At 39.9% G+C, this 22,704-nt stretch carries 21 protein-coding genes; 19 read left to right on the forward strand and 2 right to left on the reverse strand.

Annotated features, from left to right (window positions below):
• Positions 1-175: 175 nt before the first annotated feature.
• Positions 176-862 (forward strand): FadR/GntR family transcriptional regulator, encoded by a 687-nt coding sequence (locus tag HMPREF3129_RS12910; protein WP_004249867.1) that lies wholly within the window; start codon positions 176-178, stop codon positions 860-862.
• 80 nt (positions 863-942) lie between these two features.
• Positions 943-2,340, forward strand: coding sequence for a multidrug transporter subunit MdtD (gene mdtD, locus HMPREF3129_RS12915; protein WP_012368605.1), 1,398 nt, complete (start codon positions 943-945; stop codon positions 2,338-2,340).
• 81 nt (positions 2,341-2,421) lie between these two features.
• Here mdtD and rbsK read toward each other — a convergent pair whose 3' ends face one another.
• A complete protein-coding gene (gene rbsK, locus HMPREF3129_RS12920; protein WP_004246607.1) occupies positions 2,422-3,348 on the reverse strand; it encodes a ribokinase in 927 nt (308 codons plus the stop codon).
• A gap of 280 nt (positions 3,349-3,628) precedes the next feature.
• Between rbsK and ravA the strand changes: the two genes are divergently transcribed.
• Both ravA and viaA read left to right on the forward strand, forming a co-directional pair.
• Positions 3,629-5,128 (forward strand): ATPase RavA, encoded by a 1,500-nt coding sequence (ravA, locus tag HMPREF3129_RS12925; protein WP_004249869.1) that lies wholly within the window; start codon positions 3,629-3,631, stop codon positions 5,126-5,128.
• Positions 5,129-5,135: 7 nt separating this feature from the next.
• Positions 5,136-6,593, forward strand: a complete 1,458-nt coding sequence (gene viaA, locus HMPREF3129_RS12930; protein WP_004246605.1) for an ATPase RavA stimulator ViaA — start codon at positions 5,136-5,138, stop codon at positions 6,591-6,593.
• Here the strand turns inward: viaA and asnA are convergent, their stop codons facing one another.
• Positions 6,594-7,586 carry an aspartate--ammonia ligase gene (gene asnA, locus HMPREF3129_RS12935; protein WP_004246604.1) on the reverse strand — a complete coding sequence of 331 codons (993 nt, stop codon included), beginning with the start codon at positions 7,584-7,586 and terminating at the stop codon, positions 6,594-6,596.
• A gap of 160 nt (positions 7,587-7,746) precedes the next feature.
• On the opposite strand from asnA, the gene asnC reads away from it, so the two are divergent.
• The 15 genes from asnC to glmS all read left to right on the forward strand — a co-directional run bounded on the left by asnC (position 7,747) and on the right by glmS (position 22,700).
• Positions 7,747-8,208, forward strand: a complete 462-nt coding sequence (asnC, locus tag HMPREF3129_RS12940) for a transcriptional regulator AsnC (RefSeq protein WP_004246603.1) — start codon at positions 7,747-7,749, stop codon at positions 8,206-8,208.
• A gap of 99 nt (positions 8,209-8,307) precedes the next feature.
• Positions 8,308-8,748: an FMN-binding protein MioC gene (gene mioC / locus HMPREF3129_RS12945; RefSeq protein ID WP_004249871.1), complete on the forward strand. Its 441-nt coding sequence runs from the start codon at positions 8,308-8,310 to the stop codon at positions 8,746-8,748.
• Between the two features lie 379 nt (positions 8,749-9,127).
• Positions 9,128-11,026 carry a tRNA uridine-5-carboxymethylaminomethyl(34) synthesis enzyme MnmG gene (gene mnmG / locus HMPREF3129_RS12950; RefSeq protein WP_004246600.1) on the forward strand — a complete coding sequence of 633 codons (1,899 nt, stop codon included), beginning with the start codon at positions 9,128-9,130 and terminating at the stop codon, positions 11,024-11,026.
• A complete protein-coding gene (gene rsmG, locus HMPREF3129_RS12955) occupies positions 11,023-11,649 on the forward strand; it encodes a 16S rRNA (guanine(527)-N(7))-methyltransferase RsmG (protein ID WP_036919382.1) in 627 nt (208 codons plus the stop codon). The genes mnmG and rsmG overlap by 4 nt, the downstream gene beginning before the upstream one ends.
• Positions 11,650-12,263: 614 nt before the next feature.
• Positions 12,264-12,641, forward strand: a complete 378-nt coding sequence (gene atpI / locus HMPREF3129_RS12960; protein ID WP_004246598.1) for a F0F1 ATP synthase subunit I — start codon at positions 12,264-12,266, stop codon at positions 12,639-12,641.
• A gap of 31 nt (positions 12,642-12,672) precedes the next feature.
• Positions 12,673-13,497 carry a F0F1 ATP synthase subunit A gene (gene atpB, locus HMPREF3129_RS12965; RefSeq protein ID WP_004246597.1) on the forward strand — a complete coding sequence of 275 codons (825 nt, stop codon included), beginning with the start codon at positions 12,673-12,675 and terminating at the stop codon, positions 13,495-13,497.
• A gap of 45 nt (positions 13,498-13,542) precedes the next feature.
• Complete coding sequence (gene atpE / locus HMPREF3129_RS12970; protein WP_004246596.1) at positions 13,543-13,782, forward strand: F0F1 ATP synthase subunit C; 240 nt, start codon at positions 13,543-13,545, stop codon at positions 13,780-13,782.
• Positions 13,783-13,843: 61 nt separating this feature from the next.
• Positions 13,844-14,314: a F0F1 ATP synthase subunit B gene (atpF, locus tag HMPREF3129_RS12975; protein WP_004246595.1), complete on the forward strand. Its 471-nt coding sequence runs from the start codon at positions 13,844-13,846 to the stop codon at positions 14,312-14,314.
• Between the two features lie 12 nt (positions 14,315-14,326).
• Positions 14,327-14,860 carry a F0F1 ATP synthase subunit delta gene (gene atpH, locus HMPREF3129_RS12980; RefSeq protein ID WP_004246594.1) on the forward strand — a complete coding sequence of 178 codons (534 nt, stop codon included), beginning with the start codon at positions 14,327-14,329 and terminating at the stop codon, positions 14,858-14,860.
• Between the two features lie 14 nt (positions 14,861-14,874).
• Positions 14,875-16,416: a F0F1 ATP synthase subunit alpha gene (gene atpA / locus HMPREF3129_RS12985; protein ID WP_004246592.1), complete on the forward strand. Its 1,542-nt coding sequence runs from the start codon at positions 14,875-14,877 to the stop codon at positions 16,414-16,416.
• A gap of 57 nt (positions 16,417-16,473) precedes the next feature.
• Complete coding sequence (gene atpG, locus HMPREF3129_RS12990) at positions 16,474-17,337, forward strand: F0F1 ATP synthase subunit gamma (protein ID WP_004246591.1); 864 nt, start codon at positions 16,474-16,476, stop codon at positions 17,335-17,337.
• Positions 17,338-17,371: 34 nt separating this feature from the next.
• A complete protein-coding gene (gene atpD / locus HMPREF3129_RS12995) occupies positions 17,372-18,754 on the forward strand; it encodes a F0F1 ATP synthase subunit beta (protein WP_004246589.1) in 1,383 nt (460 codons plus the stop codon).
• Between the two features lie 21 nt (positions 18,755-18,775).
• Positions 18,776-19,192 carry a F0F1 ATP synthase subunit epsilon gene (locus HMPREF3129_RS13000; protein ID WP_004246588.1) on the forward strand — a complete coding sequence of 139 codons (417 nt, stop codon included), beginning with the start codon at positions 18,776-18,778 and terminating at the stop codon, positions 19,190-19,192.
• 150 nt (positions 19,193-19,342) lie between these two features.
• Positions 19,343-20,716, forward strand: a complete 1,374-nt coding sequence (glmU, locus tag HMPREF3129_RS13005) for a bifunctional UDP-N-acetylglucosamine diphosphorylase/glucosamine-1-phosphate N-acetyltransferase GlmU (protein WP_004246587.1) — start codon at positions 19,343-19,345, stop codon at positions 20,714-20,716.
• A gap of 157 nt (positions 20,717-20,873) precedes the next feature.
• Complete coding sequence (glmS, locus tag HMPREF3129_RS13010; protein WP_004246586.1) at positions 20,874-22,700, forward strand: glutamine--fructose-6-phosphate transaminase (isomerizing); 1,827 nt, start codon at positions 20,874-20,876, stop codon at positions 22,698-22,700.
• Positions 22,701-22,704 lie beyond the last annotated feature (4 nt).

Below are 22,704 nucleotides of genomic sequence, written 5' to 3' on the forward strand. Positions count from 1 at the left end.
GGGGCTTCTCAGATTAGCGCAAGTATTTATTTCATTTTTTTTTCTGTTCGCTCTATTTTTCAACAAAACGAATGAAAATGCTCTAATTTTACACTGATAGATTAAAATCCAAACAGCTTTATTGCTATTACTCACGTAATATAGAAAGCAAATTATGGTAAAGGTAACTATTATTATGCAACTAAGCGAACAACGCTCAGCATCCCAAAAAAATCTTTCTTATATTGTTGCTGAAAAGCTAGGTAAACAAATACTTTCTGGATACTACGAACCTGAATCTTTATTACCTGGTGAGATAGAACTCGCTGAACTACTTTCAGTCAGTCGAACTGTTATTCGTGAAGCAATAAAAATGCTTGCTGGAAAAGGTATGTTACTACCTCGCCCAAGAATAGGTACTCGAGTTACGCCAATGCAAAATTGGAATCTATTAGATAATGATTTACTTAATTGGTGGATAGATAGCGGTGAATTTAATAAGGTGAGTCATTATTTCCATCATGTTCGTTTAGCAATAGAACCTCAAGCCTGTTATTTAGCTGCATTACATGCTTCAGAGACACAAAAAGAGTCGCTATTATTTCTAGCTACAGAAATGCAGCTACTCAAAGATAACTTTAACCGTCAGCATTGGTTAGATATTGATACACAATTTCACTATCTAATCTATCAAGCCAGTGGCAATCCATTTTTTGCTTCTTTTGGTTCTCTTTTTCTATCTGCCTACAAAAAATATTTTGATTTAATTGTTGGCAATGAAACAGTACAGCCTGAAACTCATAATCAAATTGTACAAGCGATTATAGAAGGAGATGGAAATAGAGCGCGTGATCTTTGTTTAATACTATTAATAAATGACTGAGTATTTTTAATACGATTTTATTGTCTTTTTGTTTATACTGGCTAATAAGCTAAATATAAAAGAAAGACGGTATCTGTTACATGTTAAAATCCGCCAAAAATATGTCAGGGTTGCCCTGGATCGCTGCAATGGCTTTTTTTATGCAGTCATTAGATGCGACTATATTAAATACGGCACTCCCTGATATAGCTAAAAGTCTTAATCACTCCCCTCTCGCCATGCAATCAGCCGTAATTAGCTATACTTTAACGGTAGCTTTATTAATTCCTGTAAGTGGATGGTTAGCTGATAGATTTGGGACTCGCAAGATTTTCATTATCGCCGTTTCACTCTTTTCTGGCGGTTCATTATTATGCGCACTTTCTCCTAACCTTGCTTTTTTGGTAATTTCGCGGGTTATACAAGGAATAGGTGGTGCAATGATGATGCCGGTTGCTCGTCTTGCTTTATTAAGAGCTTATCCTCGTAGCGAACTCCTTCCCATTCTTAACTTTGTCACAATGCCGGGGCTTGTGGGGCCAATTGCGGGTCCATTATTGGGAGGGATCCTTGTCACCTATGCTTCTTGGCATTGGATATTTATTATTAATATTCCTATTGGCTTACTTGGTATTTTTTACGCCATAAAACATATGCCTAATTTTACGATGCCAAAACGTAAATTTGACTTACTCGGTTTTATTTTCTTTGGTTTTGGTTTAGTCATGTTATCCGTCAGCCTCGATCTTTTTGGCGATAAAAACATCTCTCGATATATCCCTCTTGCGGTGATTTTAGGTGGTTTCTTTTTACTTGGTCTCTATATCAATCACGCTAAACGCCACCAGCAACCCTTAATACCATTAAATATATTCAAAACACGGACTTTCTCTGTCGGTATTGCGGGTAATATCGCAACGCGCTTAGGAACAGGATGCATTCCTTTCTTAATGCCACTGATGTTACAAGTAGGTTTTGGCTATCCTGCTATTATCTCAGGTATGATGATGGCACCAATGGCTTTGGGCTCTATACTCGCCAAATCCTTTGTGACAAAAGTCTTAGTGACATTTAGCTATCGCCGGACACTATTTGGAATAACCATTATTATAGGTCTGATGATTGCACAGTTTTCCTTACAATCACCTGATATGTCTATTTATTACCTAGTATTACCACTCTTTTTATTAGGTGTTGTCATGTCAATTCAGTTTACTTCGATGAATACTATTTCACTCGCTGACTTAACTGACAATAATGCCAGTTCAGGCAATAGTGTTTTAGCCGTTACTCAACAACTAGCGATTAGTTTTGGTATTGCAGTAAGTGCTTCTATCTTAAATTATTTTGATGCAGAAAATGCCGGCTCTACAGTAGATAACTTCCATTATACTTTTATTACTGTCGGCGCTATTACACTACTCTCTTCATTTGTCTTCTTATTACTTAATAAGCATGATGGTGATAACCTTACTAATAAGAAGAAAAATGAAAACTAATTAGTTGAGATATAAAAATAAAAGAGAGCCTATAGCTCTCTTTTATACGCCACTCTAAATAGCGATAATCTTATTTTTACGCTAGTCATGCTGCGACAAAAAAGCTTCAATTTCATGGCGCCAAGGTACTGACGGTTGTGCTCCTGCACGAGTAACAGCGATAGCGGCGGCTGCGTGCGCAAATTTAATCGCCTTCATCATTGGTAAACCTTCTAATAAAGCCGTTATAAAAGCGCCATTAAATGTATCTCCTGCAGCAATAGTATCTATTGCGGTCACTTTAAATGCCGGAACCATCGTTCCTTGATTGTTTTGACTAACCCAAACACCACGGCTACCCAAAGTAATTAAAACGGTTTCTATCCCTTTATCATGTAATATATTAGATGCACGTTGAGCACTTTCATCATCAATAACTTTTACCCCCGTGAGGTATTCAGTTTCTGTTTCATTAGGTGTAATGATATCAACGAGAGATAATAATTCATCAGGTAAAGCCTGTGCTGGTGCTGGGTTTAATATAACTTGCACACTTTCTTGTTTAGCGACTTGAGCCGCTTTTAATACAGAATCTAGAGGTGATTCTAATTGCATAAGTAAAGCATCTGCTTTTTTAATCACCGAGTTATAACGTTCAACATATTCTCTGTTTAACCTTCCATTGGCTCCAGCGTGTATACCAATAACGTTTTCACCTTGCTGATTAACAAAAATCAACGCAACACCCGTGGCTTCATCATCAATTAATTCAATACAATCTGTATCTATTTTATCTGTGATCAGCTGAGCTTTAGCACTTTGACCAATATCGTCATTTCCAAGACAAGCTAAAAAGGTAATATTAGCACCACAACGCCCTGCAGCGACGGCTTGATTTGCACCTTTACCCCCAAAAACCATCTGATACTGATTACCGGAAATAGTTTCACCAGGATGCGGAAAATGAGCAACATTAAGAATATGATCGACATTAACACTACCTAAAATCACTAATTTCTTCGCTTCCATGATATTTCCTTACTATCAAGTGATAATGTTTTAATGCCATTAATTGATGACATGTCGTATTTTAAATCGATCATCTCAGCAACATTAATGAAAAAACGTGATCACCATCGAAACGTTTCGCCAGTAAAACAAAAAAGAACCAAAAGAAGCAGTAGGAAGCTGAATCGATTTTTGTTATAAACGAATTGTGTACTAATTGAATAATTGACTATATGTCATTACTCATTTTTTGATAGTTTCATCTCTATAACGAAAATAAGTACCCTAATTAGGAGCCTTTATGCAACTTGCAGAACGGATCTCACAACTTAGCCAATACCTTGAAACTGGGCTTTATGAACGTCAATCAGCGATACGGCTTTGCTTACTCGCGGCTTTAAGTGGAGAAAGCGTTTTTTTGCTAGGTCCTCCAGGTATTGCTAAAAGCTTAATTGCGAGAAGAATGAAAGAGGCATTTAAACACGCTAAAGCGTTTGAATATTTAATGACCCGTTTTTCAACACCTGAAGAAATTTTTGGTCCACTATCCATTCAAGCATTAAAAGATGAAGGAAAATACCAACGTTTAACCGAAGGTTATTTACCTGACGCCGAAATTGTTTTTCTTGATGAAATATGGAAAGCCGGTCCCGCTATTTTGAATACCTTATTAACAGCAATTAATGAACGTAAATTTCGCAATGGCGAAAACGAAGTAAGTATTCCCATGCGTTTGTTAGTTTCGGCTTCTAATGAACTACCTGATTCAGACAGCAGTCTTGAAGCGCTTTATGATCGAATGCTGATTAGAATTTGGTTATCAAAAGTACAAGATAAAAAAAACTTCCGGGCGTTATTAGTTAATAAAGAGGTCAGCGCTTTTCGTATTCCTGAACAACTACAAATTACAACAGACGAATTTTTACTTTGGCAAACAGAGTTAGAAAAAATTACTTTGAATGACCACTTATTCGAATTAATTTATCAACTTCGCGACTCACTCGATAAAAGTGATGCAGCACCTTATGTTTCAGACAGACGTTGGAAAAAAGCGGTTCGTCTATTACAGGCCAGTGCTTTTTTTAATGGTCGTAGTGCTATATCACCTTTAGATCTTATTCTGTTAAAAGATTGCCTTTGGCATGATCAAGCTTCTTTTGCGCTGCTAAATGACTTATTAAAAACACTATTAACAGAACAAGCATACCACCAGCTAACACTTTTACAGAAAATAGAAAATCTGTGGGCTGAATGGATGCAATCGACAAGAAGCAAACAAGATCAACAAGCATTTCGCTTTGAAAAACAAAGTAGTATGTTTGGTAGAAATATACATTTCAAATTATCAGAAAAAATGCAGTCTGATAAATTTACGCTGTTTTTACATATTCCACTGCATATACATAGTATTCAAGTTAACTTTATAACTGTTGAGAAAAAAGCATTAGAAACTTTCTTAGATAAAGGTGATGAACTCTCTGCCAGATTAAATGGTATTGGTTTCCCACAATCTATTAATGCACAAATTCGTCAAGATGGTGTCTTAGAGGTGTTGGATGTTAGTCGCCGAACAACGTCGTTATACCAACAGTCAGAAAGCATCAAAACAGAGCCTATTGAAGATAATCAACAATGGTTAGATAAATTAAAAGATCTCACCCAAGAGATTTATTCTGAACAAGAAAATTTTAATCATCATCAACCCAATATCTTTATTGATAATGATTGGCTCATTTCTATAGAACAAAGCTTTTTGCAATTAAATGAAAAATTATCTCAATTAAGAAGTCAAATAAAGTGACCATGCCATGCTAACACTTTCTACCATCGATATGCTTTTAGCGATAAACGAAGGACAGCTTATAGAAGAAGTGATTATCACTTTATTAGCTTCTCCTCAATTAGCTGTTTTTTTTGAAAAACATCCAAGATTAAAAAAAGCATTACTAAAAGACATTTATCAATGGAAAAAAAGCTTACAAGAAAAAGTGAAAGAAACACTGGTGCCGACCATCATCGCAGATGAATTTGCACTTTATCAGCAAACGCAATCATTATGTAATGCTGTTTTTAATCAGCAAGTGGACAATATTCTTACAGAACTAAATCAGCTTGATTCTTCATTTGTTATAGAAGCAACACAACTAATAAAAACAAATAAACCTTTTTCTCCAGCTCAACAAGCTCTATTTATTCAACGCTGGCGCATTAGTTTAATATTTCAAGTCACGACATTACATAAAGCACTGTTTGAACAAGAGCAAGAGCAGTTACTTGCAGAATTACAAGAACGCTTAGCATTAAGTGGCAGTTTAAGTAATACATTTTCTGAAAATGAACGGGCTGCAGGCCGTTTATGGGATATGAGCAAAGGCGTTATTACCAAAACCCCCTATGATGAGAAAATTATTCAACGTTATAGTGACTTTCTAAATCAACAACCTGAATTACATAAATTGGCCAGCTTACTGGGGCGAAGTAAAACGGCGAAATCGCTTCCTGAAGAGAGTGTTATTTTTGAATCAATAACAATCGTTGAAAAAGCACCGGATACCACGCCAGAGCAAGTAAATGGTATAGGCTTAAGTGATGATATTTTACGTTTATTACCTGCTGAACTAGCTTTATTAGGCATAAATGAAGTTGAGTATGAGTTTTATCGTAAACTCATTGAAAAACAGCTCAATACTTATCGTTTACAAGGTGATAGTTGGCAGGAACGCACAGTATTACGCCCAGTCACTCATCACCTTGATGAAGAACGGCCAAGAGGCCCTTTTATCATTTGTATCGACACTTCTGGCTCTATGGGGGGATTTAATGAGCAATGTGCTAAAGCCTTTGGTTTAGCACTAATGAAAATAGCACTAGCGGATAACCGTGCCTGTCATGTCATGCTGTTTTCAACAGAAATGATCCATTACCAATTATCTTCTTCTGATGGATTACAAGAACTTGTTAAATTTTTGAATCAAACATTTAGAGGTGGAACTGATTTAGCATCTTGTTTAAATGAGGTAGCAGATAAGCTTAATACCCCGACATGGAAAGACGCTGATGCTGTTGTTATTTCTGACTTTGTTGCCCAAAGGTTACCCGAAAACCTAATCAATAAAATCAAAAAAGTCCAACAGCAACAGCATAATCGCTTCCATGCGGTTACCCTATCCAATTATGGTAAACCCAGTATTATGAAAATTTTCGACCACATATGGCGTTTTGACACTGGGTTAAAAAGTCGATTACTACGACGTTGGCGTCAATAATTACAGCATATCCGCAAAAGCTAAACGGGTATCTTGTTGCCAAACGCCACATTGTACTTGTCCAATATGCTCTTTTTGCAAAAGTAGCATGACTAAACGTGATTGACCTATACCGCCACCAATTGTTTGTGGCATATCGCCATGCATTAATGCTTTGTGCCAATCTAACTCAAGACGTTGAGTATCATCAGTTAAAGTTAGCTGACGCATTAATGTCTCTGGATCAACGCGGATACCCATTGATGACACTTCAAAAGCATCTTGCAATACTGGGTTCCAAACTAAAATATCGCCGTTTAACCCAGCAAAGCCATCTTCGTTAGGTGTTGTCCAGTCATCATAATCTGGCGCTCTTACATCATGAGCTTCGCCACTTGATAGTTTTCCACCAATACCGATTAAGAAAACAGCACCATATTCTTTAGCTATCGCTTTTTCACGACCTTTAGCATCAAGATCAGGGTAGCGACGTAACAGTTCTTCAGTGTGAATAAATTGAATTTGATCTGGCAGGAACGGTGTCAGACCAAATTCATCGCTGACGGCTTTTTCAGTTTCTTTTATAGCCTGATAGATTTTACCCACTGTCTGCTTAAGGTAAGGTAGTGTACGCTCCTCACCTTCCATCACTTTTTCCCAATCCCACTGATCAACATAGACAGAATGGATTGGCGTTAAGCGATCTTCATCTGGTCTCAAGGCTTTCATATGTGTATAAAGACCTTGACCAGAACTAAATCCAAAACGACCTAATGTTTTACGTTTCCATTTTGCTAATGAATGGACAACTTCAAAGGTAGAATCAGGTAAAGATTTCACTTTAACCTGTACGGCCTTCTCATGACCAGATAAGTTATCTTGAGTTCCATCACCAAGGCGACTTAAGATCGGTCCTTGAACTTCAATCAGGCCTAATTCTTTTTCTAATAAACGTGAAAAATATGATTTAACAAAGCTAATTTGTTGTTGAGTCTGAATGAATGATTTTTCCATTTTTTATATCCCTAGTGGCGATGTTGTGTTTTGCTGAGATAGATTAAGCAACAAAAGCGGGGGTAAATTCAATATACTTCATTAAAAATAGCCTTGCCTATTTAAAATCGTTAAAAAAAACACTATAAAAATGAATTATCATTAAAAACAGGGGGATTTTATGGACAATATTTATCAGATCGATAATCTCGATCGTGACATACTTCACGCTTTAATGGCGAATGCTCGAACACCTTATGCTGAATTAGCTAAAAAATTTGCAGTAAGTCCGGGCACAATTCATGTTCGTGTTGAAAAAATGAAGCAAGCAGGAATTATTACGGGGACACGCGTAGATATAAGTGAAAAACAACTAGGGTTTGATGTTTGCTGCTTTATTGGCATCATTTTAAAAAGTGCCAAAGACTACCATACCGCATTAGATAAGCTAGATAAGTTAGATGAAGTGGTTGAGGTTTATTATACAACAGGTCAATACAGTATCTTTATTAAGGTAATGTGTAAAAGCATCGAAGCGCTTCAAGACGTACTTATCAACAAAATTCAGACTATTGATGAAATCCAATCGACAGAAACCTTGATCTCTTTGCAAAACCCGATAACAAGGACAATCAAGCCATAACGAAAAAAAACTATTTTTTTTATAACCACATTATCCACAGGTAGATCCCAAGTGATTCACAGCGTACAATAGCGCGTCTTGAACATAAGGAGATCATGAATGAAAAAAGTCACGCTAATTAGTGGCAGCACCATGGGTAGTGCTGAATATGTCGCCGAACACCTCGAAGAGATCTTATCTAAAGAGGGATTTGAGACAGATCTACACCATGGGCCTTCTCTTAATGATCTTCCGCAAGAAGGGATCTGGTTGGTGATCACTTCCACACACGGTGCAGGTGAGATCCCAGATAACCTCCAGCCATTTGCTGACGAAATCTCAGCAGACGGCATTGATCTAAGTAAAGTTTCTTTCGGTGCTGTAGGTATAGGAAGTAGTGAATATGACACTTTCTGTGGTGCGATCAGAACATTAGATCAAAAACTAATAGAAAAAGGGGCTGTTCGATTAGGTGATCGCCTAGAAATAGATATACAAGAACACGACATTCCGGAAGATCCAGCAGAGGAATGGCTTACAACTTGGAAAAATTTACTTTAAATCGAACAAAAAAACAGCAGTCAGATGTGGATAACTATGCTTAAAAGCAGGGGTTAACCCGTAGTTATCCATTGTATAAGCCTATATCCAGAAATGACCTGTGTATAACTCGCTGTTTTGATCCCAGCTTATCAGCATCTAGATCACGGATCATTCACAGTATATGATCCTTTACACTTTTATGATCTTTAAATAGAAAATCCACTTATCCACAGAGGATCGCTTCCTTAATAAAAGATCTAATAAAGAGATCTTTAAATAAAAAGATCTTTAAATAATTACCTGCGGATCATGCTCACTTGTATCTGTCAAAAAGTTGAGTAGAATTCGTTTTCCCAATGCAACACATTCAGCATTTCGTAACATTTAAGGTTCACACATGTTTTATCCAGAACATTTTGACGTCATTGTCATCGGTGGTGGTCACGCCGGTACAGAAGCCGCTATGGCTGCAGCTCGTATGGGGCGTCAAACCCTATTACTGACCCACAATATTGATACTTTGGGCCAAATGTCTTGTAACCCAGCTATTGGTGGGATTGGTAAAGGGCATCTGGTAAAAGAGATCGATGCCATGGGTGGATTAATGGCCACAGCCATCGACCATGCTGGTATTCAATTTAGAACCCTTAATGCAAGTAAAGGGCCAGCAGTAAGAGCAACAAGAGCACAAGCCGATCGCGTACTGTATCGCCAAGCTATTCGTACAACACTTGAAAATCAGCCTAATTTAATGATCTTCCAACAACCTGTTGAAGATCTCATTGTTGAAAATGACCAAGTAACGGGTGCAGTCACTCGTATGGGATTAAAATTCCGTGCTAAAGCGGTAGTTTTAACCGTAGGAACTTTCCTTGATGGAAAAATCCACATTGGTTTAGAAAATTACAGTGGTGGCCGAGCAGGTGATCCACCATCAGTCTCTTTATCACATCGATTAAGAGAATTACCTTTACGTGTAGGTCGCTTAAAAACAGGTACACCACCTCGTATTGATGCAAGAACTATCGATTTTAGTCAATTAGCGCCACAGTTAGGTGATAATCCAATGCCTGTTTTCTCATTTTTAGGTAATGTGGATCAACATCCTGAACAGATGCCTTGCCATATTACTCATACTAATGAGCAAACACATGAAATAATTCGTAACAACCTCGATCGCAGTCCTATGTATGCCGGGGTTATTGAAGGTATCGGCCCTCGTTATTGTCCATCAATTGAAGATAAAGTGATGCGATTTGCTGATCGCAATTCACACCAAATCTTTTTAGAGCCTGAAGGCTTAACAAGCAATGAAATTTACCCTAATGGTATTTCAACAAGCTTACCTTTTGATGTTCAAATGCAAATAGTAAATTCCATGAAAGGTATGGAAAATGCCAAGATCATCCGACCTGGTTATGCGATAGAGTATGACTTTTTTGATCCACGTGATCTTAAACAAACACTCGAAAGTAAGTTTATCAACGGATTATTCTTTGCTGGCCAAATTAATGGCACTACCGGTTATGAAGAAGCAGCAGCGCAAGGTCTATTAGCAGGTCTTAATGCGGCACGTTATGCTTTTGATCAAGAAGGTTGGTTCCCTCGTCGTGATCAAGCCTACATTGGTGTATTAGTTGATGATCTTTGTACCTTAGGTACGAAAGAGCCATACCGAATGTTTACTTCACGTGCTGAATATCGCTTGATGTTACGTGAAGACAATGCTGATTTACGTTTAACTGAAATTGGTCGTGAACTTGGTATGGTTGATGACAACCGTTGGGCGCAATTTAGTGAAAAAGTCGAATTAGTTGAAAAAGAGCGTCAACGTTTAAGAGATATTTGGGTTCATCCAAAAGCGGATAACCTAGAAGAAATCAATCAATTACTTAAAACGCCACTGTCTAAAGAGGCGAATGGGGAAGACTTATTACGTCGTCCTGAAATGACCTATGAGATTTTGAAAAAGATCCCTCGTTTTGCTCCTGGTATTGATGATTCGAGACCACAAGCGGCAGAGCAAGTTGAGATCCAAGTAAAATACGAAGGTTATATCAATCGTCAACAAGAAGAGATTGAAAAACAACTGCGTAATGAAAGTGCTGCATTGCCTATTGATATCGACTACAAACAGGTGAGTGGATTATCAAATGAAGTTATTGCCAAACTAAACGATCACAAGCCAACTTCAATAGGTCAGGCATCGCGGATCTCCGGTGTGACACCTGCAGCTATCTCAATTTTACTTGTTTGGTTAAAAAAACAAGGTTTATTACGCCGGAGTGCATCATGAGTGACTTACTTAATCGGTTAAAAAAGCTGGCAAAGCAAGCCAATATTGAGTTAACTGATGTTCAAGCTCAAAAATTAACCGCTTATGTTGCTATGCTCGATAAATGGAATAAAGCATATAATTTGACCTCTGTCAGAGATCCTCAACAGATGCTTATTCGTCATATCTTAGACAGCATAGTTGTGAGTCAATACCTTGAAGGAAACAACTTTATAGATGTTGGTACCGGGCCAGGATTGCCCGGTATTCCTTTAGCAATAATGCGTCCCGATCACCACTTTGTGTTACTTGATAGCTTAGGTAAACGCGTTCGTTTTATGAAACAAGTTCAGCATGAATTAGCTCTGCATAATATCGAACCTGTGCAATATCGAGTTGAAGAGTATCAAGTAGAAAAACCATTTGATGGTGTGATTAGTCGTGCTTTTGCCTCGATGAAAGATATGCTTTCTTGGTGTTCACATTTAGTCACTGAAGAACACGGGCATTTTTATGCATTAAAAGGGCAGATTCATCAAGAAGAACTTGATGAGCTTTCTGAAAATGGTTTAAAGATGCCTGAAAAGGTGATTAATTTAGCGATCCCCGAATTGAATGAACAGCGTCATCTGGTTATTTTTTAAACTGTAGACGGCTATTCATCGGCTTTTTTTTTCATTTTTTGTGCTTTAGCGATAACATTTACAATGTTATCGCTATTTACTTTAAGGGATAAAATAGCGTCATTCCATATTTACCCATATTTTACAATTAAGTAACAAATAATTATCTTTTTATTTAATTGCCTGTATTCCCCTCATTTTTTTATTTTTCTTTCTAAAATAAATTAATAAATTTATGCATTCTCAAAAATATTTAATTTATTTAATTGAAAAATCATTAATTATTTTTCTTTTTGGCTGTTTTTGTTCAGAAAAAGGCAGTTATTTGTTAACTCTATTATAATTTTTATGAAATAAAATTTATTTATATACTATTTTGTGTGTTCTAGATCACATTATTTTTTCTGTTTATGCTGATTATTTTTGCGCTTTTTGTTGCTAATCATTTTCCATAAATGGAACCTTCATAAAAAATTTAAATTATTCTTCACTTTTTCGCTACTTATTGATTGAATTCATTGCCACGCCCCGTATAATTTGCTCGTTTTTGTCACTTGACACTTTATAGCAAAGACAGTTTGATACATTATTCAGTAATACCTTTTACGATAGCGAGTCTGGAGAATACAAACGTCATGTCTGTCTCCCTCTACAGCGGGAAAGTTGCACTGAAACTGTTATTTTTGCAGTTTATGACTTTTGTTATTCTCAGTGCGGGTTTCTACTTTAAGAGTACAGACTGGAGCTTTTCTGCTTTTTTAGGTGGAATTGCATGTTGGTTACCCAATATTGCATTTTTATTATTACTACGCTTACAAAAAGTAGATGAAAATGAAGCTTCAGTTCGCATAAACTGGCTTTTTGCTTTCAGTGAAGGGTTGAAGGTTATATTATCAATAGCCTTGCTGATAGTTGCTTTAGGAGTGTTTAAAGCGGCATTTGCACCACTGGTCATGACCTACTTAGCGGTGCTTGTTATGCAGGTCGTTGCACCAGCCGTCATAAACGGTTAGCGTTTTTAACAACAAAAGGGTAATTGGCATCATGTCTGCATCAGGAGAAGCATTAACCACTAGAGACTACATAGGTGGACATCTGAATAACCTTCAGTTGGACCTACGTACTTTCGAGTTGGTCAATCCCCATGCTGAAAATACGCCATCATTCTGGGTGTTAAATATTGACTCACTTTTCTTCTCTGTACTCATGGGGCTTTTGTTCCTATGGATATTTAGAAAAGTAGCAGTAAAAGCAACCAGTGGCGTACCGGGAAAATTCCAGACTGCAGTAGAAATGGTCATTGGTTTCGTTGATAGCAGCGTTCGTGATATGTATCACGGGAAGAGCAAAGTCATTGCACCTTTGGCATTGACTGTGTTCGTTTGGGTGCTGTTAATGAATGCCCTGGATTTATTACCAATTGATTTTATCCCGTATATCGGTGAACACATCTTAGGGTTACCAGCGTTACGCATCGTTCCGACTGCTGACGTGAGTATCACTCTTTCGATGGCAATTGGTGTATTTATCCTGATTCTCTTCTACAGCATTAAGATGAAGGGCGTAAAAGGGTTTACTAAAGAGCTGACGTTACAGCCTTTTAATCACCCTGTATTTATTCCAATCAACTTAATTCTGGAAGGGGTAAGCCTGCTATCAAAACCTGTTTCACTCGGTCTTCGACTGTTTGGTAACATGTATGCGGGTGAACTGATCTTTATTCTTATTGCTGGTCTGTTACCGTGGTGGTCACAGTGGTTATTAAGCCTACCTTGGGCGATATTCCACATACTGATTATTACGTTACAAGCCTTTATTTTCATGGTTCTAACGATTGTTTATCTGTCGATGGCATCTGAAGAACATTAATTATTAACTCTTTAAAGAAATAACTGAAACAAACTGGAGACTGTCATGGAAAACCTGAGTATGGATCTGCTGTACATGGCTGCCGCTATTATGATGGGTTTAGCTGCAATCGGTGCTGCAATCGGTATCGGAATCCTCGGAGGCAAATTTTTAGAAGGTGCTGCTCGTCAGCCTGATCTGATCCCTCTTCTGCGTACACAGTTCTTTATCGTTATGGGTCTGGTTGACGCCATCCCAATGATTGCTGTGGGTCTGGGCCTTTACGTGATGTTTGCTGTCGCCTAATGATGGTGATGAGCAGTAAAAACATCAAGTTAGTTAATAACCAAGAAAGAGGTATTGTGCTGTGAATTTAAATGCAACAATCCTCGGCCAGGCCATCGCATTTGTCCTGTTTGTTTTGTTCTGCATGAAATATGTATGGCCACCAATTATGGCGGCCATTGAAAAACGTCAAAAAGAAATTGCTGACGGTTTATCTTCTGCAGAACGTGCGAAAAAGGACTTAGATTTAGCGAAAGCCGATGCAGGCGAACAGTTAGCGAAAGCAAAAGCTGAAGCACAAGCAATCATTGAGTCTGCGAATAAACAACGCACTCAAATGATTGAAGAAGCTAAAGCTGAAGCAGAGCAAGAACGTAGTAAGATCGTTGCACAAGCTCAATCCGAATTGGAAGCAGAGCGTAAACGTGCTCGTGAAGAACTTCGTAAACAAGTCGCTATGCTGGCTATCGCTGGTGCCGAGAAAATTATTGAACGTTCCGTGGATGAAGCTGCTAATAGCGACATCGTTGATAAACTGGTCGCTGAACTGTAAGGAGGGAGGGGCATGTCTGAAATAGCAACGGTAGCTCGCCCCTACGCCAAAGCAGCTTTTGACTTTGCTGTGGAAAACCAGGCTGTCGATAAATGGCAGGTTATGCTGGCATTCACCGCTGAAGTTGCACGCAATGAGCAGGTAACCGAATTACTTTCTGGTTCTTTAGCATCAGAAAAACTGGCTGACATCTTTATCGACCTTTGTGGCGATCAAATTGATGAACATGCTCAGAACTTAATTCGTGTTATGGCTGAGAATGACCGTTTATCAACATTGCCGGAAGTATTGAGCCAATTTATTCAATTGCGCGCAGTACTCGAGTCAACGGTTGATGTTGAAGTCACTTCTGCCATTGAGCTAACTAAACAGCAGCTAGCTAACATTTCTGCAGCGATGGAAAAACGTCTATCACGCAAAGTGAAGCTGAATTGCAAAATTGATAAGTCCGTTATCGCAGGCATGATTATACGCGCCGGTGACCTTGTCATCGACGGTAGTGTTCGTGGCCGTTTAGAGCGATTAACTGACGTCTTGCAGTCTTAAGGGGACTGGAGCATATGCAACTGAATTCCACTGAAATCAGCGAACTGATCAAGCAGCGCATTGCTCAGTTCAATGTAGTGAGTGAAGCTCACAATGAAGGTACGATTGTTTCCGTTAGTGACGGTATCATTCGTATCCACGGTTTAGCCGAAGTTATGCAGGGTGAGATGATCGCACTGCCGGGTAACCGTTTCGCTATCGCATTAAACTTAGAGCGCGACTCTGTTGGTGCGGTTGTGATGGGTCCTTATGCTGACTTAGCAGAAGGCATGAAAGTTAAATGTACAGGTCGTATTCTGGAAGTTCCAGTTGGCCGTGGTCTACTTGGTCGTGTAGTTAACACACTGGGTGAACCTATTGATGGTAAAGGTGCTGTAGAGCATGATGGCTTCTCACCTGTTGAGATGATTGCTCCAGGTGTTATCGACCGTCAATCAGTCGACCAACCTGTACAGACGGGTTATAAATCCGTTGACGCCATGATCCCAATTGGTCGTGGTCAGCGTGAATTGATCATCGGTGACCGCCAAACAGGTAAAACTGCTCTGGCTGTCGATGCGATTATTAATCAGCGTGACTCTGGCATTAAATGTATTTATGTCGCTATCGGTCAGAAAGCATCGACTATTTCGAACGTTGTTCGTAAATTAGAAGAGCATGGCGCGTTAGAAAACACCATTGTTGTTGTTGCTTCTGCATCAGAATCAGCAGCGTTGCAATACCTTGCTCCTTATGCGGGTTGTGCAATGGGTGAATACTTCCGTGACCGTGGTGAAGATGCTCTGATTATTTATGATGACCTGTCTAAACAGGCTGTCGCATACCGTCAAATTTCACTGTTACTTCGTCGTCCACCTGGACGTGAAGCTTACCCTGGTGACGTTTTCTATCTGCACTCCCGTTTATTGGAGCGCGCAGCGCGCGTTAGCGCTGAGTATGTAGAAAACTTTACTAACGGTGAAGTTAAAGGTAAAACCGGCTCACTGACTGCGTTACCTATTATCGAAACGCAAGCAGGGGACGTTTCTGCATTCGTTCCTACGAACGTAATCTCTATTACCGATGGTCAGATCTTCTTAGAATCTAACCTGTTTAACGCAGGTATCCGTCCAGCTGTTAACCCAGGGATCTCCGTATCTCGTGTAGGTGGTGCAGCTCAGACTAAGATTATGAAGAAACTTTCTGGTGGTATCCGTACTGCACTTGCGCAGTATCGTGAGCTGGCAGCATTCTCTCAGTTCGCTTCAGATCTGGATGATGCTACCCGTAAACAATTGAACCACGGTCAGAAAGTGACTGAATTGCTGAAACAGAAACAGTACGAACCAATGTCTGTCGCACAACAGTCTTTATCTCTGTTTGCTGCAGAACGTGGTTATCTGGAAGATGTTGAAATTTCAAAAGTTGTGCCATTTGAAGCGGCTTTATTAGCTTATGCTTCTCGTGAACATGCTGATTTACTGAAAGAAATCAACCAGACCGGTACTTATAACGAAGAAATCGAAGCGAAGCTGAAAGGCGTGCTAGACAACTTCAAAGCGACTCAGTCCTGGTAATAACTATTCGGCCTAATAATGATCATTAGGCCGTCTGGTTCATGAGGAGAAGCAGAAATGGCCGGCGCAAAAGAGATACGTTCGAAGATCGCCAGTGTGCAAAACACACAGAAGATCACTAAAGCGATGGAGATGGTCGCCGCGTCGAAAATGCGTAAAACGCAGGAACGCATGGCAGCCAGCCGTCCTTATGCAGAAACCATGCGCAGTGTGATTGGTCACCTTGCGTTAGGGAATCTGGAATATAAACATCCATACCTCGAAGAGCGTGAAGTTAAACGTGTCGGGTACCTGGTTGTTTCGACCGACCGTGGTTTGTGTGGTGGTTTGAACATTAACTTGTTCAAAAAACTGCTGGCAGACATGAAAGAGTGGTCTGATAAAGGTGTAGAAGTAGATTTAGCCCTTGTTGGTTCTAAAGCCGTTTCATTCTTTGCCTCTGTAGGTGGGAATGTTGTCGGTCAAGTAACAGGTATGGGTGATGATCCGCAACTATCTGACCTTATCGGCCCAGTCAATATCATGTTGCAGGCTTATGACGAAGGTCGTTTAGATAAACTGTATGTGGTGGCAAATAAGTTCATCAATACCATGGCCCAAGAGCCTAAAATTCTGCAAGTTTTACCATTACCACCAGGTGATGATGAAGAACTGAAAGAAAAATCTTGGGATTATCTGTACGAACCTGATCCTAAGACGTTACTGGATACTTTACTGCGTCGTTATATTGAATCGCAGGTTTATCAGAGCGTCGTAGAGAACTTAGCGAGTGAGCAGGCAGCACGAATGGTCGCGATGAAAGCCGCTACAGATAACGGTGGTAATCTGATTAAAGAACTGCAATTGGTGTACAACAAAGCACGCCAAGCAAGCATTACTCAGGAACTGACAGAAATTGTATCTGGTGCAGCCGCGGTATAACAGCTAGGTTTACGAATTACGTAGAGGATTCAAGATGGCTACTGGAAAGATTGTCCAGGTAATCGGCGCCGTAGTGGACGCCGAGTTCCCTCAGGATAGCGTCCCTAAAGTATACGACGCTCTTGAGGTTATGAATGGTAAAGAAAAACTGGTGCTGGAAGTTCAGCAACAGTTAGGCGGTGGTATCGTTCGTTGTATCGCAATGGGTACATCAGACGGTTTAAGCCGTGGCTTAAAAGTTGAAGATTTAGGCCACCCAATTGAAGTACCAGTAGGTAAAGCGACTTTAGGACGTATCATGAACGTTCTGGGTACACCTATTGATATGAAAGGTGAGATTGAAACCGAAGAGCGTTGGTCAATCCACCGTGAAGCACCAACTTACGAAGAGTTATCAAACTCTCAAGAACTGCTTGAAACCGGTATCAAAGTTATGGACTTAATCTGTCCATTTGCTAAAGGTGGTAAAGTCGGTCTGTTCGGTGGTGCGGGTGTTGGTAAAACAGTTAACATGATGGAATTGATCCGTAATATCGCGATCGAGCACTCAGGTTACTCTGTATTTGCTGGTGTTGGTGAGCGTACTCGTGAGGGTAACGACTTCTATCATGAAATGACAGATTCTAACGTTCTTGACAAAGTATCGTTAGTTTACGGTCAGATGAATGAGCCACCAGGAAACCGTCTGCGTGTTGCACTGACTGGTCTGACTATGGCTGAGAAATTCCGTGATGAAGGCCGTGACGTACTGTTATTCGTCGATAACATCTATCGTTACACCTTAGCCGGTACAGAAGTATCAGCACTGTTAGGTCGTATGCCATCAGCGGTAGGTTACCAACCAACATTGGCTGAAGAGATGGGTGTTCTGCAAGAGCGTATCACTTCAACCAAAACAGGTTCTATCACCTCTGTTCAGGCGGTATACGTACCTGCGGATGACTTAACTGACCCATCCCCAGCAACCACCTTTGCTCACTTAGATGCGACAGTGGTACTGAGCCGTCAAATTGCTTCGTTAGGTATCTACCCTGCGGTTGACCCACTGGATTCAACCAGTCGTCAGTTAGACCCACTGGTAGTTGGCCAAGAGCACTATGATGTTGCTCGTGGTGTTCAGTCTATCCTGCAACGTTATCAGGAACTGAAAGACATCATCGCTATCTTAGGTATGGATGAACTGTCAGAAGAAGATAAACTGGTTGTTGCGCGTGCGCGTAAGATCCAGCGCTTCCTATCTCAGCCATTCTTCGTTGCTGAAGTATTTACCGGTTCACCAGGTAAGTTCGTTTCCCTAAAAGACACAATCCGTGGCTTTAAAGGTATTCTGAACGGTGATTATGACCACCTGCCAGAGCAGGCGTTCTACATGGTTGGTACTATCGAAGAAGCAGTAGAAAAAGCTAAGAAGCTTTAATACGGCTGACGGGAGGTTGATATGGCCGATACATCGTTCCACCTGAAAGTTGTCAGCGCTGAAAAGCATTTATATGACGGCGAAGTCAAACATATTCAGGTAACTGGTAGCGAAGGTGAGCTCGGTATTTATCCGCAGCATACCCCGTTATTAACTGCCATAAAACCGGGCATGGTACGTGTCGTAAAAACATCGGGTGAAGAAGAGTTTATCTACCTTTCAGGTGGTATTCTCGAAGTTCAGCCTACAGGCGTCATTGTACTGGCAGATACAGCTATCCGTGGTCGTGATTTGGATGAAGCGAAAGCGTTGGAATCTAAGCGTAAAGCTGAAGAACACATTCAATCCTCTCATGGTGATGTTGATTATGCTCAAGCATCAGCAGAATTAGCCAAAGCGATTGCAAAACTACGTGTAATCGAATTGACTAGACGCTAATGTAAATAGGCAGTCCATGAATAAAAAGCCAGTTAGTTATAGCTAACTGGCTTTTTTGCTTTCAGAAATATTTTGTGTAACGAAATATGTAGTATTATTTGGCATAAACAGGTTTACTTGCCATTCTTTACGGGAGTTATCAGGTTAATTATGTCTAATTCAGCTAAAAGTGTTGTTATTCTTGCTGCGGGAAAAGGTACCCGTATGTATTCACAGTTACCTAAGGTTCTTCATAAACTTGCGGGCAAATCCATGGTGCAACATGTCATTGATACTGCAAAATCCCTTGGTGCTCAACAAACCCACCTTGTTTATGGGCACGGTGGTGAACTTATGAAAGAAACATTAGGTTCACAACCTGTCAATTGGGTGCTACAAGCTGAGCAATTAGGTACCGGTCATGCTATGCAACAAGCCGCACCTTTCTTTGCTGATGATGAAGATATCCTAATGCTTTATGGTGATGTACCGCTTATCACTAAAGAAACCTTAGAGCGTTTAATTGCGGTAAAACCTGCTGGTGGCATTGGTTTATTAACCGTTATTTTAGATAACCCTATGGGGTATGGCCGTATTGTTCGCGAAAATGGCGATGTTGTTGGTATCGTAGAGCAAAAAGACGCCTCTGAAGAACAATTAAAAATTAAAGAGATCAATACTGGTATATTGGTTGCTAATGGGGGCGATTTAAAACGCTGGTTAGCGAAGCTTGATAATAACAATGCTCAGAAAGAGTACTACATTACTGATATTATTGCGCTTGCACACCAAGAAGGTCGTAAAATCGAAACTGCTCACCCTACTCGTCATAGCGAAATGGAAGGGGTTAATAACCGCTTACAACTTGCCGCATTAGAGCGTATTTATCAAACAGAACAAGCTGAACGCTTATTACTTGAAGGGGTAATGTTACTTGATCCGGCTCGTTTTGATTTACGTGGTACGCTAACTCACGGAAAAGACGTGGTGATTGATACTAACGTTATTATTGAAGGTGAAGTCACTTTAGGTAATAACGTTGAAATTGGTACGGGTTGTGTACTGAAAAACTGTGTGATCGGTGATGGTTCGATTATCAGCCCTTATACGGTGATCGAGGATGCAAATTTAGCGCAAGAGTGTACTGTTGGGCCTTTTGCTCGTCTTCGCCCCGGCGCACAGCTGGCAGACAAAGCACATGTTGGTAACTTTGTTGAGATGAAAAAAGCCAGTTTAGGCGTTGGCTCTAAAGCGGGCCATCTTACTTATTTAGGTGATACTGAAGTGGGTGCTAATGTGAATATTGGCGCTGGCACTATCACTTGTAACTATGACGGTGCAAATAAATTTAAAACTATCATTGGTGATGATGTGTTTATCGGCTCTGATACTCAACTTGTTGCCCCCGTTTGCGTGGCCAATGGCGCAACAATTGGTGCGGGTACAACATTGACAAAAGATGTCAACGAAAACGAATTAGTCATTAGCCGAGTGAAGCAAACACATATCTCTGGCTGGAAACGTCCGGTGAAGAAAAAACAATAATTTTAAGATAAGGGCGTATATTTCATTATCGCCCTTTTCTTGTACGCTATTATTCTAAAAACAAAAATATCCCCGTTTTCTACCATGGCTTGGGGAACAAAATAATCAGGTATAAAGACATCAAGTGCGAAAAACGCACAGTTTTAGGAATAACACAATGTGTGGAATAGTAGGTGCAGTTGCACAACGCGATATCGCAGAAATCTTAATTGAAGGTTTACGTCGTTTAGAATACCGCGGTTATGATTCAGCGGGGTTAGCTGTTGTCGATAATGATTGTCATATGACACGTCTGCGTGAAGTTGGCAAAGTACAGATGCTGGCAGAAGAAGCAGAAAAAACACAAGTTATTGGTGGTACAGGTATTGCTCATACCCGTTGGGCAACCCATGGTGAACCTTGTCAAGATAATGCTCATCCTCATGTCTCAGGCACTATTGCCGTGGTACATAATGGGATTATTGAAAACTACCAAGAGCTAAAAGCTGAGTTAATTAACCGGGGTTATCAGTTTGCCTCTCAAACTGATACTGAAGTTATTGCTCACTTAGTCAATTGGGAACAGCGCCAAGGCGGCACATTACGTGAAGTCGTACAGCGTGTGATCCCTCAATTACGTGGTGCTTACGGTACTGTCATTATGGATAGTCGTACACCAGAGCTATTAGTGGCAGCACGCTCAGGAAGCCCACTGGTGGTAGGTCTTGGTGTTGGGGAAAACTTCCTTGCTTCTGACCAACTGGCTTTATTGCCTGTTACTCGCCGCTTTATCTACCTTGAAGAAGGCGATATTGTCGAAATTACTCGTCGTCATGTGCATATTTATGATGTTAATGGCGAAGAAGTTAATCGTGATATTATTGAATCGAATGTGCAATATGATGCGGGTGACAAAGGTATTTATCGTCACTATATGCAAAAAGAGATCTACGAACAGCCTTTAGCCATTAAAAACACCCTTGAAGGGCGTTTAAAAGCAGAAAGTATTGATCTTAGTGAGTTAGGATCTAAAGCACCAGAGATCTTATCTCAAGTGGAACATATTCAAATTGTTGCCTGCGGTACATCTTATAACGCAGGTATGGTATCGCGTTATTGGTTTGAATCTTTAGCGGGGATCCCCTGTGATGTGGAAATTGCATCAGAATATCGCTATCGCAAACCAGCGACTCGTCGCAATAGTTTACTGATAACCTTATCTCAATCAGGTGAAACGGCAGATACTCTAGCAGCATTACGCTTATCAAAAGAGTTAGGTTATTTATCATCGCTGGCAATTTGTAATGTGGCTGGCTCTTCTTTAGTTCGCGAATCTGAATTTGTGTTAATGACTAAAGCAGGGGCTGAAATTGGAGTTGCCTCAACCAAAGCCTTTACAACGCAACTGGCCGTTTTATTAATGCTAGTGGCCTATATGGGACGCATTAAAGGTGTTGAAGCCCTTGAACAACAAGTTGCAATGGCGCTTCATGCACTACCTAGCCGTATTGAAAGTATGTTGTCGAAAGATAAAGTGATTGAAGCTTTAGCAGAAGACTTCTCAGAAAAAAGTCATGCACTCTTCTTAGGCCGTGGTGATCAATATCCAATAGCGGTAGAAGGCGCATTAAAGTTAAAAGAGATCTCTTATATTCATGCAGAAGCTTATGCGGCTGGTGAATTAAAACATGGACCTCTTGCTTTAATTGATGCTGATATGCCCGTTATCATCGTAGCGCCAAATAATGAATTATTAGAGAAATTAAAATCTAATATTGAAGAGGTGCGCGCTCGTGGTGGTTTACTGTATGTGTTTGCCGATCAAGATGCTGGCTTTGAAGAAAGTGAAACAATGAAACTAATTTCTCTGCCTCATGTTGAAGAGTTAATTGCGCCAATTTTCTATACTGTACCATTACAGTTACTTTCTTATCATGTGGCGTTAATTAAAGGGACTGATGTCGATCAGCCTCGTAACTTGGCTAAATCAGTGACTGTTGAGTAATATT

The sequence above is a fragment of the Proteus sp. HMSC14B05 genome (assembly GCF_001808035.1).
GTDB classification, from domain to species: domain Bacteria; phylum Pseudomonadota; class Gammaproteobacteria; order Enterobacterales; family Enterobacteriaceae; genus Proteus; species Proteus mirabilis.

Bases quoted from the DNA above. Each gene is read 5' to 3' on its own strand.
- atpA (WP_004246592.1), top strand. From the start codon at position 14,875: ATGCAACTGAATTCCACTGAAATCAGCGAACTGATCAAGCAGCGCATT.
- atpB (WP_004246597.1), top strand. From the start codon at position 12,673: ATGTCTGCATCAGGAGAAGCATTAACCACTAGAGACTACATAGGTGGA.
- HMPREF3129_RS13000 (WP_004246588.1), top strand. From the start codon at position 18,776: ATGGCCGATACATCGTTCCACCTGAAAGTTGTCAGCGCTGAAAAGCAT.
- atpH (WP_004246594.1), top strand. From the start codon at position 14,327: ATGTCTGAAATAGCAACGGTAGCTCGCCCCTACGCCAAAGCAGCTTTT.
- glmS (WP_004246586.1), top strand. From the start codon at position 20,874: ATGTGTGGAATAGTAGGTGCAGTTGCACAACGCGATATCGCAGAAATC.
- mioC (WP_004249871.1), top strand. From the start codon at position 8,308: ATGAAAAAAGTCACGCTAATTAGTGGCAGCACCATGGGTAGTGCTGAA.
- ravA (WP_004249869.1), top strand. From the start codon at position 3,629: ATGCAACTTGCAGAACGGATCTCACAACTTAGCCAATACCTTGAAACT.
- glmU (WP_004246587.1), top strand. From the start codon at position 19,343: ATGTCTAATTCAGCTAAAAGTGTTGTTATTCTTGCTGCGGGAAAAGGT.
- mnmG (WP_004246600.1), top strand. From the start codon at position 9,128: ATGTTTTATCCAGAACATTTTGACGTCATTGTCATCGGTGGTGGTCAC.
- rbsK (WP_004246607.1), bottom strand. From the start codon at position 3,348: ATGGAAGCGAAGAAATTAGTGATTTTAGGTAGTGTTAATGTCGATCAT.
- HMPREF3129_RS12910 (WP_004249867.1), top strand. From the start codon at position 176: ATGCAACTAAGCGAACAACGCTCAGCATCCCAAAAAAATCTTTCTTAT.
- asnA (WP_004246604.1), bottom strand. From the start codon at position 7,586: ATGGAAAAATCATTCATTCAGACTCAACAACAAATTAGCTTTGTTAAA.
- asnC (WP_004246603.1), top strand. From the start codon at position 7,747: ATGGACAATATTTATCAGATCGATAATCTCGATCGTGACATACTTCAC.
- viaA (WP_004246605.1), top strand. From the start codon at position 5,136: ATGCTAACACTTTCTACCATCGATATGCTTTTAGCGATAAACGAAGGA.
- atpD (WP_004246589.1), top strand. From the start codon at position 17,372: ATGGCTACTGGAAAGATTGTCCAGGTAATCGGCGCCGTAGTGGACGCC.
- mdtD (WP_012368605.1), top strand. From the start codon at position 943: ATGTTAAAATCCGCCAAAAATATGTCAGGGTTGCCCTGGATCGCTGCA.
- atpI (WP_004246598.1), top strand. From the start codon at position 12,264: ATGTCTGTCTCCCTCTACAGCGGGAAAGTTGCACTGAAACTGTTATTT.
- atpG (WP_004246591.1), top strand. From the start codon at position 16,474: ATGGCCGGCGCAAAAGAGATACGTTCGAAGATCGCCAGTGTGCAAAAC.
- rsmG (WP_036919382.1), top strand. From the start codon at position 11,023: ATGAGTGACTTACTTAATCGGTTAAAAAAGCTGGCAAAGCAAGCCAAT.
- atpE (WP_004246596.1), top strand. From the start codon at position 13,543: ATGGAAAACCTGAGTATGGATCTGCTGTACATGGCTGCCGCTATTATG.